The organism is Candidatus Methanoperedens sp., assembly GCA_012026795.1.
In the GTDB taxonomy this organism is placed as follows: Archaea; Halobacteriota; Methanosarcinia; order Methanosarcinales; family Methanoperedenaceae; genus Methanoperedens.
Genome location: VEPM01000019.1, coordinates 1 through 15404 on the forward strand (window position 1 = coordinate 1; position 15404 = coordinate 15404).

Here is a 15404-nt window from a genome sequence, read left to right on the forward strand (position 1 = left end):
ACATTGGTCTTGAAAACGCTGTCAAGATACACTTCAACATGATCAAAGTCTGAATCCGACGGATTTGTCCATGACCAGGTTATGCTTGTTTCACCCGTGGCTGTTTCACCAAGAGCAGTAACACTTACTGGAGGTGTTACATCGGCGGAGGTTATTGCAGAATCAGTGATTGTTGTGCCATTCATGTTACCTGTTGTATCCACTGTCTTTGTGCCGATGGTATACGTTGTGCTTGCATTCAATCCTATAGCAGTGTATGTTCCCGATGTTACGTTGGTCTTGAAAACACTATCAAGATACACTTCAACATGATCGAAGTCTGAATCCGATGGATTTGTCCATGACCAGGTGATGCTTGTTTCACCGGTTGCTGTTTCACCAAGAGCAGTAACACTTGCCGGGGGTGTGGTATCCGCTGATGTTGTTGCCGAATCAGTGATCGTAGTAGCATTTATATTCCCAACTGTATCCACGGTCTTTGTACCAATTATGTAAGTCGTATTTGCATTCAATCCCGTAGCCGTATATGTTCCTGAGGTTATGTTGGTCTTGAAAACACTGTCAAGATATACTTCAACATGATCGAAGTCCGAATCTGAGGGATTTGTCCATGACCAGGTAATGCTTGTTTCACCGGTTGCAGTTTCACCAAGAGCAGTAACACCTGATGGAGGAGTAGCATCTGATGCTGTGGTTGCTGAATCAGTGACTGTAGTGCTGTTCACGTTACCTGTTGTATCTACGGTCTTTATACCAATGATATATGTTGTACTTGCATTCAGCCCGGTTGGTGTATATGTTCCTGATGTCACGTTTACCTTGAAAACACTGTCAAGATACACTTCAACATGATCAAAATCTGGATCTGAGGGATTTGTCCATGACCAGGTGATGCTTGTTTCATCGGTTGCAGTTTCTCCAAGAACTGTCACGCTTGCTGGGGGTGTGACGTCCGCAGAAGTTATTGCAGAATCACTGACTACCGTGGCATTTATGTTACCAGTTGTATCTACGGTCTTTGTACCAATTGTGTAAGTGGTGCTTGCATTCAATCCCGTAGCTGTATATGTTCCTGAGGTTACATTGGTCTTGAAAACACTGTCAAGATACACTTCAACATGATCAAAGTCGGGATCTGATGGATTTGTCCATGACCAGGTGATGCTTGTTTCACCGGTTGCAGTTTCACCAAGAGCAGTAACGCTTGCTGGAGGGGTAGCATCTGATGCTGTGGTTGCTGGATCAGTGACCATGCTTGCATTCACATTTCCAACTGTATCTACGGTCTTTGTACCGATTGTGTAAGTAGTGCTTGCATTTAATCCCGTAGCAGTGTAAGTACCTGAGGTCACATTGGTCTTGAAAACACTGTCGAGATACACTTCAACATGATCGAAGTCGGAATCGGACGGGTTTGTCCACGTCCAGGTTATGCTTGTTTCACCCGTGGCTGTTTCACCGAGACCGGTAACACTTACTGGAGGTGTTGCATCGGCGGAGGTTATTGCAGAATCAGTGATTGTTGTGCCATTCACGTTACCTGTAGTATCCACAGTCTTTGTACCAATTGTGTAAGCAGTGCTCGCATTCAATCCCGTAGCCGTATATGTTCCTGATGTCACATTGGTCTTGAAAACACTGTCAAGATACACTTCAACATGATCGAAGTCAGGATCTGAGGGATTTGTCCATGACCAGGTAATGCTTGTTTCGCCGGTTGCAGTTTCACCAAGACCGGTCACGCTTGAAGGGGGGGTAGCATCTGATGCTGTAGTTGCTGAATCACTAACTATGGTTGTGTTGATATTCCCAACCGTATCCACAGTCTTTGTACCAATTATGTAAGTCGTGCTTGCATTCAATCCTGTTACTGTGTAAGTACCTGAGGTTATGTTTGTCTTGAAAACACTGTCAAGATACACTTCAACATGATCGAAGTCCGGATCCGACGGATTTGTCCATGTCCAGGTGATGCTTGTTTCACCCGTGGCTGTTTCACCAAGAGCAGTAACACTTGCCGGTGGTGTGGTATCAGTACCATTTGTGCTCTCCTGTACATTATGAATGAACTGGGTCATTGTAGTATCTCCAGCCGCACCATGACATGAGAAGCATGCGGCATCATCCATATCAAGACCAGTGTGGTCATAGTATGCAGTTCCATCCCTTGCACCTCCAAGCGGGGCATAAGTGGCATTTCCCGTGATTTCAGGCGGTATGTTCTCAGTCGGATTCCTTGCAACACTGAATTCCTGTATCATGTTTGAATAATTTGCTGCACCCTCCCAGTGGCACTGCTGGCACCAGGTACTGCCGGATGAGATCGTCTGGTTTACACTATTGCCAGCATTGAATTTTTCTGGCGAACCCAAAGTTGGAGAAACATAGTGCTTATTTGGCGAGTGGCACTGTTCACATGGATACTGGAGTCCCCTATCTGTATAGATATACAGGTAGCGAATATGTAATTTATCAGGAACTGCATCTGTATCACCCTGGTCATTATCTATGAATTTGACACTCACATTACCGGTTACTCCATCTGACGAATCTATGTGATGTGTGCTGCTGATATTCTTCACATAATCAAAGAACACACCTGAATTAAGAGTGTCAAGAAGCTCATAAGTTCCTGATGTCTTATTCAATATCATAAAAGAGGCATTTTCGGTATGCACCTGATAAGACATCCCAAGCTTACTGGCTCCAGATAACGGAATTCCCGTGGTATTGATGACTACTTCATATCTATTCCACACTTTCTCCTGGAATTTAAGGACAATATTGTCATAATTTACAGTATATGTCTTTGAAGTCCTTACTCCCTGGAACTCAGTATATAACTGGACCTTATATGACCCGGACTCGTCCAGGGCAGAGGCGAAACTGTTATTGCTCAATTCCTGCCAGCCGGTATTGGTTGTACTGCTTGCGCTGGCAAGAGTAACAAAACTACCTGATGGTTTGACTAACCTGAGATAAACAGTCTGGTTCAGGGTATTTCCTGAAGGCACTGTAATATTATAATCTGCACTGGCATTTGTATATTCGAAATCGCCGGTGTCAGGGGAATATTCAAATGAATAATTCCACCATACATATCCGCGATAAGTTCCACTGCTACCGCCTGATCTTAACATTGCCTTAAGAGAACCCACCGGATTACCTATTGTGGCGTCCTGCTGGGCATTAACAATTCCATTTGTTGTCGTTCCACCTCTTGCTATAGAAGATGTCCAGTTAGAGACCGGGATTAAAGCGAACTCACGCTCGTTCTCATTATATGGGACCATAACAGGTTTGTTCGAACTTCCGGAACTTGTCTCGATAACTTCCATATAGTCGTTGCTCGGGACTTTGATATTCTCGAAGGGATAATCAGGATTAACTGTCCCGTTACCTAATATCTCATATGATGCAAACTCATAGGTTGTATGATTATATCTCCAGTAATCTCCCCATTTTGTTCCGTTCATCGGGTCATTACTATGCGATTGTTCCAATATCTTCGGTGAAACTTTACCTGAAAGTGAATTGATCGTACCATCAACGCGCGTTGATTTATGGCAATCATAGCACGTTGCTGCCGTTAGCTTTGCTCCTGTGAAATTGCCATTGTACTGGATGAACTGTATCGGATGGATCCAGGTTGGATTGGTGTTGCTCACATTACCCATATGGCAATCCCAGCAGGTCAGGCTATTGTTATGGAAATTGTAGTCTGTTGAAGAGTGGCAGTTCAGACAGGTACTGTCGATATTTGCTTCCGTAAAGTTCGGGGTCACAAGACTGGTTTCATGCAATCTTCCTGGTTCATGACATTGCGAATCACCGCAGCCCGGTGTGGAGGATTGGGATGCATGGTCACTCCTTACTACATTCATTGGGTTTGCAAATGGCCCCATAACTGTAGACTCGTTCTGGTGACAATAACCACAATATTCACGCGTGCCAATTAGCGGACCAAAGAAAGAAGTCCTGTTCTTTCCATAGTGAGCGCTTGTTTCGTTCCTGCTCTTTGGCGGATATATCAATGGATTCCATGAGATGATCATTTCTTCCTGGTCATGGCAATCCGTACAGTATGTCACTGCCGGTGTGTTCATTTCTGATGAAAACCATGTGTGTTTCTCATTCTGCTCTGCGCCGTAATTCTGACTCTGATTTGCATTATTATGGCAGGATGTACAGTTCCGTGGAGTATCATAGCCTCCGGGATGAGTATCAACCGGTATATTTGTGGAATTCACACGTCCATTTTCAAGATATGAATCATTAGTGTGGCATGCCCAGCATATTCTTGAAGAATTTGCAGTATCAGAGTTTTTATTCAGGTCGTAATGGATATATTCCGGATTTGAAACATTGATGATGGCTGGGTCTACCTTCATAGTTATAGGTGCTTTTCCTGTCGTATTATGGCAATCAAGACACCACTTGCCGCCATAAGCCCCTGTGGGGATTTTATGGGAATCCATCTTATTGTTATCTATATGGCAGTTAGAACATTGTGTTATTGAATGGTTTTTAGCAAGCCCGCCATTTGATGTGACGTTTAGCCAACCGTCAGTAATATTATGGCAAAGCTGGCACTGGTCGTTTATATTGGTAAAATCACTTGTCCTGTTAGGAAGACCTGCGATCATGTGCAGCCCACCTGTCCCCGTACCCGGGGCGCCGCCTCCTGCATGACACAATTCGCAGGCAGTTCCATTAGTATTCGGGGAAGCGGAATGATTATGAGATTTACTTGCTCCGGGTTTTTGCGACCAGCCGGTCCAATCCGTTCCATTCAATGATGACAGGACGATCTTGGTTGAACCGTCCACTCCCTGCTGCGGTCCATGACAAACGGGGTAGCCGCTGTTATTCCCCAAGGGACCCTGATACCATGAACAGGATGGTCTTCCTCCATCATTTATTCCATCATCATTTAGATCCGTATCGCTTGTGCTGCCTCCCACACCAAGGTCAAGAATATTACGATTTAACAGGCTTCCGTGACACATTAAACAGTAGCTTGAGTTGCTGTTATCCCATGTAGTCACATAATTCGTGCCATTTCTTAATCCGGTCCTGTAATCCCAATTTGTTATAGTAGTCCATGCTGGCACCCCCAAAAATCTGGCCGTGTCGCTGTTCATTATGGAATTGTCCGGGCCATGTGTTCCCAGGGCATACTGGTAGCCCCAGTGACAGGTAGTGCACGTGACATCATTATGGGCAGTTTTGTCATGAGCGCTTGTGAATGTATTTCCAGGATGGTAGCAACCCGCAGTCCCAAAAATAACATAGACTTTCTTTGTGTAATTGACTCCAAGGTAATTAATTGTAACATTAATGGATATGTTCAGTTGATCCGTAGTCGGGGGCTTATTCCCTGTCAGATCATTGACATCTGTAACATCCCGGGTGGAATTGAAGATCCCATCATTATCGGTATCTGTAAAAGTTGGAAAGGTATTGGTAGAGCTTGGGTAATACATACCGCCGGTCGATATCACTTGATAGAATGGATAGTTGTTGAGTGCAACGCCCGTATGGTTCCATCTCTCCACATCAGAGAGATTCCCGCTGAAATTGGCACTCGTAAGACCTCTAACGATATTACCGTCCGAGTCCATTAGCACTGCAAATACGTTTGGTCTCTGGTTAAAAGAGCCTTTTGTATTGTCATTACTACTGGATCTAACGCCTGAGGCAAGGTCATATCCATAATCCAGATATACCTGCTTATCCGTAAAGACCATCACTTGATAAGGCGGCGTATAAGCTTCGGCTGCGGGTGCAACAGCAAATAATGAAGTTAATATTACAGAGATCAAAAAAATATTTTTGAATTCAGCGATTGAACTGGCTTTTTTTCCCCTCTGGTTTTTTGTTGATTTTTTAACATCTATACGTACGTATTTCCCTCTATTTTTCAATGACATATCCTATCCTATCCGGTATTTTATCTATCAGTTTTAATTATTTCAAACAATTTAAAGTCTGAAGCTAACCGTTTTTTCCATTCCCGTTTTTAAAATTGTTCTGTTTTTCCCGTTTTTCCGTTTTCCCGTTGTTTTTGAATGTAATAAATAAAAAGTGAAGGGACATATATAAATATATCGTTTTGATTTATGCTACTAATTATTAGTATCATATTATCAGGATGATATATACCTCCTATAATGTAAGCAGATATTAATCCTTAACTCTGCTCAATTTAAGTAATGTGCAATTCAATATGCTATGTTGAATGAATCCTGAGTTTCAGGACTTTATTGTAGCAAATAAACTATCCCATAGAAAGATTTTTTATAATGTTTTACCAATATAAGAAATGAAATGTCTGATTATGATGTAATTATCGTGGGAGGAGGAATAAGCGGGCTATTATCAGCCCTTACTCTTTCAAAGCACGGGAGGAAAGTGCTTGTACTTGAAAAGGATGAGGCCGTAGGAGGCAATTGTAACAGTTATACGGTGGATGGTTTCCAGGTAGATACCGGACCTCATGCGATTACACATATGAGGGAAGGGCCGCTGCGGCGGTTGATGGACGAATATTTTACATATATGCCTTTTTTTGTGGATTACGGGCACTATTATGTGCGTACTGAAAAAGGTCTGACGAAAATCCCTTCCAATATAAAAGATTTTGTAACTTTTGATGTACTCCCTGGGAAAGACAGGCTCATGCTTTCGCAGGCATTAACGAAAGCGTTGACCCAGATGACCTTCGGGATGCTGGATGGGGATCAGCCTGTTTACGATTACATTCCTAAAGGACTCTCAGAAGAAACATATGATTTTGTCAATGCGATCGCATATTTCCTTTCAGGAAAATCCATGAAAGACACATCCGTAAACCGTGTATTATATGGGAGCAGTTTTGTAAGGGACAGTGTTTCCGAGGATATTTTTGAAGACGTTGAGGAGGCATCAGGTACGCCTGGTACGTCTTATACATCGATGATAACCGATAGATTGTCAAAATACCAGTTAAAAGGTCATCTTACATCCCTGAGCAGGCTTGCCACGAATAAGGTATCTTATGCACAGGCTTATCCCCGTGGAGGATTGAAATCACTGTTAAAAGCGGTATTATATTCGATGCCTGAATCGGTGCAAATAAAAACCAGTTCAAGAGTAAATAAAATATTGACTGATAACGAAAAAGCGATTGGTGTCACTACTGATAGTGATTCATATACTTCGGATACGATCGTTTACACGGGTTTTGTAAAAAACCTGCCTTCACTTATAGAACTGCCACCGGATTATATAAAGAAACTTTCAACGATAGACCAGACGCTCAGCCTCACTCTCTGGCTGGGATTAAAGGAAAAAATGAAGGAATTCGATTATACTGGCTCCGAGGTGTGGTTCAAGGGCGGAGCATACTGGGCGATGCCAATCAGTAATTATGATGCAAGCATTGCGCCTAAAGGTAAGCAGCTTGTGGGATTTACATTTGTAATTGATGAGAAAAATAACATTGAAAGCGAGAAGAAAAAAGCGCTGGAATTGATCCAAAGAGCAGTACCTGGCATAGATAATAAGACTGAAATGATCCATTACCAGTTGACAATACCTGAAAAAGCCGCTGTGACCATTAATGGATATTTTGCAGGAACGCGCTCGCCGGTCAGGAGCCTTTATCTGGCAGGGACTGACACGGACAGCCGCAGTATGGGAGTAACAAGGGCGGCATATTCTGTTCTAGAGATGTTAAAAGCCATGAAAGAGGATAAGATCCTCTGATCTTTTTTAATTTTAATTTTTATTTTTCCTTTTTTCTGTTCTTCATATAATCCGAAAAACCCGAATTCAGGACAAAAACAATTCCGATGGTAAAGATTATAAAACCCACAAATTTCGCATTCGATAAGTTCTCCTTTAATATAAGTAATACTCCCGTATGCAGCACCAAAAGACCCAATATTATCGATGTAACCTCTTTGAATTTCGGAAAAAATGTGAAAAATATCAGGCCTGCGACCCAGGTACCCATACCCAGGTACTGGAAAGTAATATTTCCGGAATGTAATCCCGGAAAGAAAAAAACAGAACCAAGTACTGTTAAGAGTGCAATTTTTTTATTCATTAAATTGCTTTGATACCAGTAACCTGTATTTTAATCTTCGTTTTTGACCTCGATTTTTATATCGCGAACCAATTTTACGCCAAGCCCCCCGATTCTTCCGCCTGCTGATGCTACAAATGTCATAAGCATAAACCATAGTCCCATGTTTGTCATAATGCTTGATTCTTTTCCGGATATAAGCTCTGTGTCCATAGGCGGGGTTCCGGGGCCTGTTGGAAGGGATATTTTGACGCTGTTCATTTGAATAACGGATGGCGCAGCTTCTGCTCCGGTAAATACATTGTACATCGAATATACTGAATAGAATATGAATAAAAGACCCAATATGAGCAAACCGTATCCTGTGCCTTTAATATTTTTTAGTTCCATTGTTTCACTTCGAGTTCGATCTTCAGTACCACTTATTTATTAAATTTATCCATATATAAAGATATTCATGGATGAATATGGTGATGTTTATATGTTCCGAATTAAAATAATCATATATCCAGGTATGTATACCTGTTCATTACATTCTTATAATTGTTTATGATATCTTCTGCATCTGATTTTGATAATCCGCACTCTTTTACTGCCTGGTTTACTTCGGATTCAAATGCTGAGAGAAGATAACTATTGTTATATTTTACATATCCAAGGACATCGCAATTCCTGTCGCCGTTGACTATTTGTTTGATGTGCCACTCACCGCTTTCATCAACAATGATATGAGCTTCATTTGCCGAGCCGAACAAATTATGATAATCGCCAATCGTATCCTGGTATGCGCCAATCAGGAGTACTGCAAGATAATACGACCCGTTATTCAGTTCATGGAGTTCAAGAATTTCTTTTACATCCTTTAAATCTACAAATTTATCGATCTCACCATCTGAATCACATGTAATATCAACTATAGTACCATACTCTGTGGGTTTTTCATTGTTCCTGCTGACAGGGACGATCGGAAATAATTGTTTTATCGCCCAGAAATCCGGAACTGATTGGAAAACCGAAAAATTCCCTATATATTTCCTCGATAGGAGTTTATTCAGGTCATCGAAATCATCGGATTTGTTCTCCGTTTCTTTTGCAAAGCCGATAGCTTTTTCGCATAGCCGCCAGAAAAGAATCTCACCCATTGATTTTTCCTCCAGTTCAATTTCACCCAGATTGAACAGGGAAAGAAGCTCTTCCCGATGAAGCAGGGCATCATGATAGAACTCTACATAGTTTTTTATATTAATTTCTTTAAGCGCATCGTATAATTCCGTTATTATATGGGGCTCATTTCCGTGAAGTTCAACAGGTTTATTTAAATCTCCGTTCTTATTTCCCTTTATATTAATAACAAGAACGGAATGATATGCGGAAATCGCACGGCCGCTTTCGGATAATATTATAGGGTGACTTACATTTTCTTCATCGCATACATCTTTCAGTGAATAAACTACATTGTTTGCATATTCCTGTATCGTGTAATTGGCGCTTGCATCAGATGAAGTCTTGCTGCCGTCATAGTCAATCCCGAGACCTCCACCGATATTGAAATATTTGATGTTTATGTGCTTTAACTTTATTTTGGCATAAACCCTTGCCGCTTCTTTGACTGCTTTCTGTATCCTCCTTATTTCCGTAATCTGGGAGCCAATGTGGAAATGAAGCACCTGGAGCTGGTCGATCATATTGTATTCACTGATGATCTTTACACATTCGAGTATCTCTGTGGTTGACAGGCCGAATTTTGAGGATTCTCCACCGGATTCAGCCCATTTGCCGCTTCCCCTTGAGTAAAGTTTTGCACGGATGCCAATTATCGGTTTCACATTCAATTGTTTTGCAATCTCAAGCAGGCGTTTTGTCTCGCTGAACTCATCGATGATTATGACAACTTTATTGCCCAATTTGATGGCATTCAAAGCCATATGAAGATATTCGTCATCCTTGAATCCATTGCAGATAAGAAGCGCATCGTTGCTAAGGTCGAAGGACAATGCAGCAAGAAGTTCAGCCTTCGTTCCCACCTCCAGCCCCATATTATATTTTTTGCCGGATTTAACGATTTCTTCTATCACTTCTTTTCGCTGGTTCACTTTCATGGGGAAAATCCCCTGGTAAGTGTTATTATATTTATATTCTAATATTGAATTTGAAAACGCGCTATTCAATGTTTTTATTTGTGATTCAAGGATTTGAGGGAACCTGAATAATATTGGAAAATTTATTTTCTTTGATACAAGATTATCAACCACATTTTTGAGATCTATGACCTGTGCTTCATTTTTTGTTGGTTTGACAATCAGATTCCCATTTCTATTAACTGAAAAATAACCGCTTCCCCATCGCTCTATCCCATAAAGTTCTATAGCATCCTCAATTTTCCACATTTATTTAGAATTCACGTCCTCATTGTTGATAAATCCAGCGCAAGAATACTTGATCGGGTTTAAAGTTTTCCGTCGAATATCTTAAGATAGTAATTAATATAATCTATCATCATTTAATTCCTTATGCAGGTAATAAGTTGCAACAAAAATGCCGAGGAACCCGAGCATCCATTCAATATATTTTATGGACAATACAGGTTCGCCTGCGGAAAAATAAACATAACCTCCCAGGTTTGCAAATATCCAGGTAAACAGGATTACTATCATGTAGCTTATCAATGCCATAAGACCAAGGATCCTCAGCATTTTAATTGGTGATCCTTTTGCAGTTACAGCACTTTCGTCCTTCTGTCCTTCAACCCGGTATTTGTTATACTGATTCACAGCAGTAATTTCTTTCAGACCATAATATAGTTAACTGATGATAGTGATGATGATGACGACAATGCAGAACATTACATACATAGCATCCAGCGTTAAATAACCGATAGGAATTCAAGTTTTGCGGTTTATCGTATCGTTTCCTTTCAAGGGAAATATGTATGATTCACTAATAATGAACGAAAAATGATAACGGCGACTAACCCACAATATAAATTATAAATAGTTGCATCTTCAATTAGCATGTTCAACACATGAAACTGACAATCAATAGATCCGAAATAAAAGGCATAGTTTTTGCACCGCCATCCAAAAGCTACACTCACAGGGCTATTGCCATCGCAGCCCTCTCCAGGAAAGCCACAGTCCATAACCCCCTGATCTCAGAGGATACAAAAGCTACTATAAGGGCTGCCATCGCTTTCGGAGCAACTGTTGAAACAAAAAACGATTCCCTCCTTATTACAGGATTTGATGGAAAATTAAAAATTCCTGATAATGTGCTTGATGTTGCAAATTCAGGCACAACACTTAGAATAATGACTGCGGTATCCTCTCTTGTTGATGGAGCTACTGTACTTACCGGGGATGCAAGCATCAGGACAAGACCGAATGCACCGCTTTTGAATGCTCTCAATGATCTTGGAGCAATGGCATTTTCCACGCGCAATAATGGCCTGGCACCAATAGTCGTCAGGGGTAAAATGAAAGGAGGAAAAGTCCATATTGATGGTTCAATAAGCTCACAGTTCATTTCCGCACTTCTGATCGCATGCCCGTTTGCACAAAACGAGACCACCATAATGATAAAAGGTGAATTGAAATCACGGCCGTATGTTAATATTACAATTGACATGTTAAAAGATGCAGGAGCCAGCATAATCGTTGATGAAAAAACGAATTCATTTACCATATCCCCGGATCAGAAGTATGATATGAGGTCATATAACGTTCCCGGAGATTTTTCCTCAGCTTCCTATATGATGGCAGCAGGAGCGCTTTGCGGTGACGTCACTATTAAAAACCTGTTCCCTTCGCAACAGGGTGATTCTGCATTGATAGGGATACTTGAAAAAATGGGAGCACAAATCTCATGGGACCGGAAAAAAGGAGATGTCAGAGTATCCAGAAGCGAGCTTTGCGGCATCAAAGTGGATGTGGGCAAGACGCCAGACCTGGTTCCTACGCTTGCTGTGCTGGGGGCTGCTTCCAGCGGACAAATGATCATCGAGAACGCTGAACATGTAAGATACAAGGAAACTGACCGGCTCCATGCAATGACAGTTGAACTTAAAAAAATGGGTGTGGACATTACAGAGGAAAAAGACAGGTTGATAATCAAAGGCGGCAAGTTAAAGGGAGCAACAGTGCATGGCTGGGATGACCACAGGATCGTCATGGCGCTTGCTATCGCAGGAATGGTGGCGGCAGGCGAAACCACCATCGATACAATAGAATCCGTCAGCATTTCATATCCCGGGTTCTTTGAGGATTTAAAAAAGAGCGGTGCGAATGTTGATTTTCCGGAAAAATAGGTTATTATCTGATAGATGGTCCAGCCCAAAGACGATATATTTTAATACATCTTTGCATGTAGGGGAGGGATATGCCCAGGTGGCCTAGTCGGTTAGGGCGCCAGACTCATAGGGTAAATTTGAAGAGGCGCTTAAAGTCTCCTGAGAAATCTGGAGGTCACGGGTTCGGATCCCGTCCTGGGCATAGAACTTTTTGTCCGATCTTGATGCCAGAACTGGCAAGCTCCTTTGACAATACTTCCTCTCCTGGACCATATCGGCGTGAACATAGGGGATGAAGTACACCGCGCCGTTCGGTCTGACAAGGGTGAGCGACGTGCTCTGATTATCTCATGGAACATTGCCCTGATCTGTTTGCGATAGCAATACCTTACGTCTTCTGTGTCCTTGTCAAAGTAAACTCTGCCTATCTCCTCATCGGACTTTGTGGTGAGCCTGACCATGTATACTGCAGTCCTGTTCTGGTCGAGTTTTACCTCTATCTCTTCACTGAGTTTTGTGGTCGCCCTCTTATCAGTACGTCGCCCATTTCTCGCCGAAGCGGCGCAAGGTCATTGAATATTAGATTTGCAAATGCATCTTTGAGGTTCTTACATTCGCATTTTTCAAGCAGCCGATAGTAGTAGATGGTACCGCCGAAAAGGAAGTAGAGGTTAAGCTTCTCATCCAGGGACTTTATCCCAAGTTCGTCAAGCACCTGAAATATCTGCGCCACCTTGAAAGGCTGGATGGTGACGATATTATCCTCTCTCCTGAAAAGCGGAGCGCCTCCTTCAATAAATATTTTCTTGATCATTCCGACAGAGGAACCGGAAGTTATCAGGAACAGTTTTGACTCCTTTCCGCGCATATCCCAGTATTTCTGAAGCTGGGTTATAAAAGCCGGATAGAGCTTCTGGAACCTCTGGACCTCACCAAAAACTGCCACAAGATCCTCATCGTGATAGTCTTCTTTTGTCGATAACCCATAATTGTGCCTGATGAGTGAGAACAATTTGTATCATCTTATTCCTCTTCAATCGAAGCCGTTCCTTTCAAGAATCTTTCTGATAATCGCCGCAGAACTGTAAAGCTCGCCCTGCTCAAAAGACTGGATCCTTACCACCTTTGCTTCTATCCCCCTGGAAGCCAACTTTGCCTCAAGCTCTTTTTCATTGAAAAACTGATTTTTTCCAAGCGCGATAATATCCGGTTTTATTTGCCTGATGGGCAGAAACATATCAGTCTCGCTCCCCAGCATTGCCGCATCCACCATACGCAGCGCCTGGACCATAGCCAGCCTCTGTTTTTCAGGAACTATGGGTTTTGGTTTATGTTTTATCATCGAGTCCCGCGCCACAATGACATAAAGTTCATCTCCCAGCGCTCTTGATTTTGAAAGATAGAGCAGGTGGCCTGGGTGCAGCAAATCGAATGTACCCGTTGCCAGAACTCTGACCATGGCATCTAAGATTATCCTTAATTGCTAAAAATGTTTGTAATTAAATGTATATTGTACAGTCAATATCCAGGAACATTACACAGACGTTTTTTTTTCTTCCCCAGTTCTTTGAGTAATCAACATCGATCGTAACAGCGGGAAGATTCTTAACAGCATTCACAAGATATTTGTTCATTTCAATATTGCATGAAGGAAGACATATTATGTGTTCGCTCACCTGCTTGCATTCAAGCAGCAACTCATAGAACGGATCGATCACCTGCCAGGCATAATCAATCTCGTTGCCCATAAATTCACAGAACTCATCATAATTGCTTTTCCGGAACGCATCGGAAAGGGCATCTTTTTCAAGAAGAGCGGTGAAGCACTGGATATATACATCCTGGAATGATTTCGGCTTGAAGGGCAGGTTGAATGCATCGCAGCATACCACCTCCAGCCCTTGCTTTTTTGCCTGCCTGCACAGGCTCATTTTTATATCTATGCCCACGAACATATCCCATTCCCTTCCTTTTGTTTTATACAGATTTGAATGACTTCCGCAGCTTATTTCAAGTATCGAGTTTTTCTTTATCATATTATTCACACCTTTATCACATCAAACTAAATGATAATGTGAAAGTATTTATAAAGTGTTATGGCTTCATGATATGTGAATAATATAAAAACGTTAAAAAATAATCCTTCACTGCTAATATCCCTGAAACCTCACACGTTCTTCACAAATTGGTTTATATCCTGATTAATTGAAAATAAGAATAAGTTTGAAATTTATTAATTGAGGTCATTTAAGAAATGATGGAAATATCATTAATGTTACTTGCGCCAGTACCTGTTCCAATCATAACTGAGTCAGCTATTGAAGGAACCATAAATGGAATAGATATGAGCGGCACAATTGTCCGCCTGATATCATTCCTGCTGGGAATATGCGGCGCAACTTATCTTGCGGCTGGATTGTGGTCAAGGTCTCTAAAAGGCTCCAATAGCTGGAAATACCTCTCAATTTCAATGGTATTGTTTGTTTTCTGGAATATAATCGGAGCGTTCGGTATTTTGCTGGATGTTATAAAAGTCCAGAATTCCATAAACGATGTTTCAGTATCCCCGGAAGGATTGGATTTATTTTCATACATAGTCAAAGTTCTTGACCCCCTGTTAGAGGTCATTGTTTTCATCATATTATTATTCGGACTTCGAAAAATAATTAGTGCAATGAGGACAAAGCCATGGACTGTGTTTAGCAAAGATGAAGAGGAGATTGAATAATGAACGAAGATTTCTTTATCGTCCTGAATTCAGTCGCATCAATGATAGTTATAATCTGCAGTGTCTTATCATTTCAGTTACTTGTGGGAATTTCAAGAGAATTGAAGGGCTTGAAAACCATGGATGTTATGTGGAAAAATTTTATTATAATGATAAATCTTTTCATATTACTGGGTATCACAAGAGCCGTAGGTTCTATCGGGACTGTAATTTTCGAGGGATTTCATCCGGTATTTGAAGCCCTGTTATCTGTAACTCTAATATTGTTCTTCGTGTTTGCAATTCAATTATCCATATCCATAGAGGAGATCACCGAATAA

At 41.5% G+C, this 15404-nt stretch carries 12 protein-coding genes and 1 tRNA gene; 5 read left to right on the top strand and 8 right to left on the bottom strand.

The window, feature by feature from the left end:
- Positions 1-5933 (bottom strand): hypothetical protein (locus FIB07_10320; GenBank protein NJD53250.1); only part of this gene is annotated, 5933 nt, incomplete at its 3' end.
- Between the two features lie 397 nt (positions 5934-6330).
- Here FIB07_10320 and FIB07_10325 point away from each other — a divergent pair.
- Positions 6331-7749, top strand: coding sequence for an NAD(P)/FAD-dependent oxidoreductase (locus FIB07_10325; GenBank protein ID NJD53251.1), 1419 nt, complete (start codon positions 6331-6333; stop codon positions 7747-7749).
- Between the two features lie 19 nt (positions 7750-7768).
- Here FIB07_10325 and FIB07_10330 read toward each other — a convergent pair whose 3' ends face one another.
- The 4 genes from FIB07_10330 to FIB07_10345 form a co-directional block, all read right to left on the bottom strand.
- On the bottom strand, positions 7769-8092 hold the full coding sequence (locus tag FIB07_10330; GenBank protein ID NJD53252.1) for a hypothetical protein: 324 nt from the start codon (positions 8090-8092) through the stop codon (positions 7769-7771).
- A gap of 30 nt (positions 8093-8122) precedes the next feature.
- Complete coding sequence (locus FIB07_10335; GenBank protein ID NJD53253.1) at positions 8123-8461, bottom strand: hypothetical protein; 339 nt, start codon at positions 8459-8461, stop codon at positions 8123-8125.
- 110 nt (positions 8462-8571) lie between these two features.
- The gene (gene speA, locus FIB07_10340) at positions 8572-10458 is read right to left on the bottom strand and encodes a biosynthetic arginine decarboxylase (protein NJD53254.1); all 1887 of its coding nucleotides are present in this window, start codon (positions 10456-10458) and stop codon (positions 8572-8574) included.
- Between the two features lie 93 nt (positions 10459-10551).
- Positions 10552-10842 (bottom strand): hypothetical protein, encoded by a 291-nt coding sequence (locus FIB07_10345; GenBank protein NJD53255.1) that lies wholly within the window; start codon positions 10840-10842, stop codon positions 10552-10554.
- Positions 10843-11093: 251 nt separating this feature from the next.
- Here FIB07_10345 and aroA point away from each other — a divergent pair, with 251 nt between their 5' ends.
- Positions 11094-12374: a 3-phosphoshikimate 1-carboxyvinyltransferase gene (aroA, locus tag FIB07_10350; GenBank protein ID NJD53256.1), complete on the top strand. Its 1281-nt coding sequence runs from the start codon at positions 11094-11096 to the stop codon at positions 12372-12374.
- Positions 12375-12447: 73 nt separating this feature from the next.
- Positions 12448-12558: transfer RNA gene (locus tag FIB07_10355), tRNA-Met, on the top strand.
- 294 nt (positions 12559-12852) lie between these two features.
- Here FIB07_10355 and FIB07_10360 read toward each other — a convergent pair.
- The 3 genes from FIB07_10360 to FIB07_10370 are packed head-to-tail and all read right to left on the bottom strand — an operon-like array spanning position 12853 to position 14392.
- Positions 12853-13368, bottom strand: a complete 516-nt coding sequence (locus FIB07_10360; protein ID NJD53257.1) for a hypothetical protein — start codon at positions 13366-13368, stop codon at positions 12853-12855.
- Between the two features lie 21 nt (positions 13369-13389).
- A complete protein-coding gene (locus FIB07_10365) occupies positions 13390-13815 on the bottom strand; it encodes an FAD synthase (GenBank protein ID NJD53258.1) in 426 nt (141 codons plus the stop codon).
- A 40-nt stretch (positions 13816-13855) separates the two neighbouring features.
- Positions 13856-14392: a class I SAM-dependent methyltransferase gene (locus tag FIB07_10370; protein NJD53259.1), complete on the bottom strand. Its 537-nt coding sequence runs from the start codon at positions 14390-14392 to the stop codon at positions 13856-13858.
- Positions 14393-14610: 218 nt separating this feature from the next.
- Here FIB07_10370 and FIB07_10375 point away from each other — a divergent pair, with 218 nt between their 5' ends.
- Positions 14611-15084 carry a hypothetical protein gene (locus FIB07_10375; protein ID NJD53260.1) on the top strand — a complete coding sequence of 158 codons (474 nt, stop codon included), beginning with the start codon at positions 14611-14613 and terminating at the stop codon, positions 15082-15084.
- Positions 15084-15404, top strand: coding sequence for a hypothetical protein (locus tag FIB07_10380; protein NJD53261.1), 321 nt, complete (start codon positions 15084-15086; stop codon positions 15402-15404). Before FIB07_10375 ends, FIB07_10380 begins: the two co-directional genes overlap by 1 nt.

Bases quoted from the DNA above. Each gene is read 5' to 3' on its own strand.
- FIB07_10325 (NJD53251.1), top strand. From the start codon at position 6,331: ATGTCTGATTATGATGTAATTATCGTGGGAGGAGGAATAAGCGGGCTA.
- FIB07_10330 (NJD53252.1), bottom strand. From the start codon at position 8,092: ATGAATAAAAAAATTGCACTCTTAACAGTACTTGGTTCTGTTTTTTTC.
- FIB07_10335 (NJD53253.1), bottom strand. From the start codon at position 8,461: ATGGAACTAAAAAATATTAAAGGCACAGGATACGGTTTGCTCATATTG.
- speA (NJD53254.1), bottom strand. From the start codon at position 10,458: ATGTGGAAAATTGAGGATGCTATAGAACTTTATGGGATAGAGCGATGG.
- aroA (NJD53256.1), top strand. From the start codon at position 11,094: ATGAAACTGACAATCAATAGATCCGAAATAAAAGGCATAGTTTTTGCA.
- FIB07_10365 (NJD53258.1), bottom strand. From the start codon at position 13,815: ATGGTCAGAGTTCTGGCAACGGGTACATTCGATTTGCTGCACCCAGGC.
- FIB07_10370 (NJD53259.1), bottom strand. From the start codon at position 14,392: ATGATAAAGAAAAACTCGATACTTGAAATAAGCTGCGGAAGTCATTCA.
- FIB07_10375 (NJD53260.1), top strand. From the start codon at position 14,611: ATGATGGAAATATCATTAATGTTACTTGCGCCAGTACCTGTTCCAATC.
- FIB07_10380 (NJD53261.1), top strand. From the start codon at position 15,084: ATGAACGAAGATTTCTTTATCGTCCTGAATTCAGTCGCATCAATGATA.